The organism is Prevotella sp. AM42-24 (assembly GCF_003461825.1).
In the GTDB taxonomy this organism is placed as follows: domain Bacteria; phylum Bacteroidota; class Bacteroidia; order Bacteroidales; family Bacteroidaceae; genus Prevotella; species Prevotella hominis.
This window is the reverse complement of the sequence record NZ_QTXV01000143.1, coordinates 1-1,988: the sequence shown is the minus strand read 5'-3', so window position 1 is coordinate 1,988 and position 1,988 is coordinate 1. Positions and strand designations below refer to the sequence as shown.

Annotated in this window: 1 protein-coding gene; it reads left to right on the top strand. The window is 48.6% G+C overall.

The features are described from left to right. Window positions 1-1,988, top strand: a 1,988-nt coding sequence (locus DW917_RS16700; protein WP_305000151.1) for a toxin TcdB middle/N-terminal domain-containing protein, incomplete at both ends; no start/stop codon positions are given.

Below are 1,988 nucleotides of genomic sequence, written 5' to 3'. Positions count from 1 at the left end.
ATCTATCTTACTGCAACCGAGGCAAGTACAGCCCGACTGACCGAGCAGGATGTTCTTCTCTCCAATCCGTTGGAGAACGATACCGAGGTAGCAGGACTTGCAGGTGAGTATTTGCAAGGTACTGGTGCTGCGGCAGTAAGCCAAGTGATGTCCAGCAAGAGCACGGTAGTGCAAGGCGGTGCGCTTGGTATCACACACAACGATGCGAGCGGTAATGCCAAGACAGAGGTCACCATGATGGACATGAATGGTGATGGTTTCCCGGACATCATCGCTGGTGGTACGATTCAATACACCAACTCTCTTGGTGGACTGAGCGGCGAAATCTATAAGGGCATCGGCTCCAGCAACTCCGACAATGCTTCACAGGCATGGGGATATGGTGGCAATCCTGTTGCTTCGGCTTCTGATATTACCTATTTAATATCTGGAGGAAAGGCATCAATACTGAACCAACAGACTGCTTGGTTGGCCCAATTCTCCATTTCTGGCAGTGTGCCAAAGAATACTGATGAAGCTGTAGAATCGTTCATTGATATTAATGGCGATGGACTTCCTGACAAGATTCTTTCCGATAAGAAGGTAAGATTGAATCTTGGCTATGCTTTCACTGAGCCTATAGATTGGGAACTTGACCGTGTTCAAGGCGGTAAGAGTCTTTCTTATAATATTGGTGCAAGTGGTAAGACTCCTGAGGCAGGTTGGGGTAAATTTCAAGATGAAAAGTATAAGGATATAAACAAGGCCTCTGGTAGTTTCTCCGCAGGCTTTGGTCTCGTAACCTCTGAAAGCGAAGAGGAGTATAATCTTATCGACATCAATTCTGACGGTCTTCCTGACAAGGTATGGAAGAATGGTGACGGTATCACTGTTGCCCTCAATACAGGCAATGGCTTTGACGAGCCTATCAGTTGGAAGGGGGCGAATGCGCTTAGTGAATCTGCCTCTACATCAGAGTCTGCAAACGCAGCGTTCACTTTGACCATCAACATTCCTGTCATAAGCATCAAGATTTCAACCAATCCTGGTGCTTCTACCTCGCACAGCATCAACCGTCCGACCTATTCATTGCAGGATGTGGATGGTGATGGTTATCTTGACATCGTTGAGTCTGAGAAGGAAAGCGAGTTGAAGGTTACACGCTCAGCCATTGGCAGAACCAATATGTTGAAGTCTGTTACCAATTCCTTGGGCGGAACTTTCACATTGGACTATGCCCACACCACTCCGACCTACGGTCTTCCTGGTGGCAAGTGGGTAATGTCTGCCCTTACCGTTGACGACGGAATCCATGACGATGGACCTGTCATGACTACCGCCTTTGAGTACAAGGACGGCAAGCGTGACCGCCATGAACGTGAGTTCCTCGGTTTCGGTGAGGTCATCACCAAGAACCTTGACACGGAGAAAGGCAATTCTGTTTACAGACAGGCTGTTGAGAACTACGATGTAGCCAACTACTACACGCAGGGCAATGTTACCGCCACATCCGTAGAGGATGCCAACGGCAACAAGTACACCGAGACAAAGAACCGTTACGACAGCTACTATCTGACTGCCGACGGTGACAAGTACACGTTCGCAAAGCGTGACGTGAACCTTTGGAGTGACCGTGCATCTGCATTCGTACCTCTCCGCTATACGGCAAACTTGCAGTATGAGGGAGCGGCAAACGGTGTGGTTACATCCGAGGCATGGAATGAGTACTACCTCAATGGCTATCATGGTGAGTTGAAGTCTTACAAGTACAGCGACAAGGGCAGTCTTGGCGAGAACGGAAACGGCAAGTTCGATTATGCGACTGCTATCAAATATACCGACAATGCAGCGAAGCATATCTTCGGACTTCCAATAGATGTTACGGTGACAGGCGGTGACGGCTCGATTTACCACCATGTGACGGCAAAGTACAACACCAACTATGCCAACCACATCACCCAGATTACGCAGCAGTTGAATGACGGTGCGGCAGTTACTGATTACAAGTA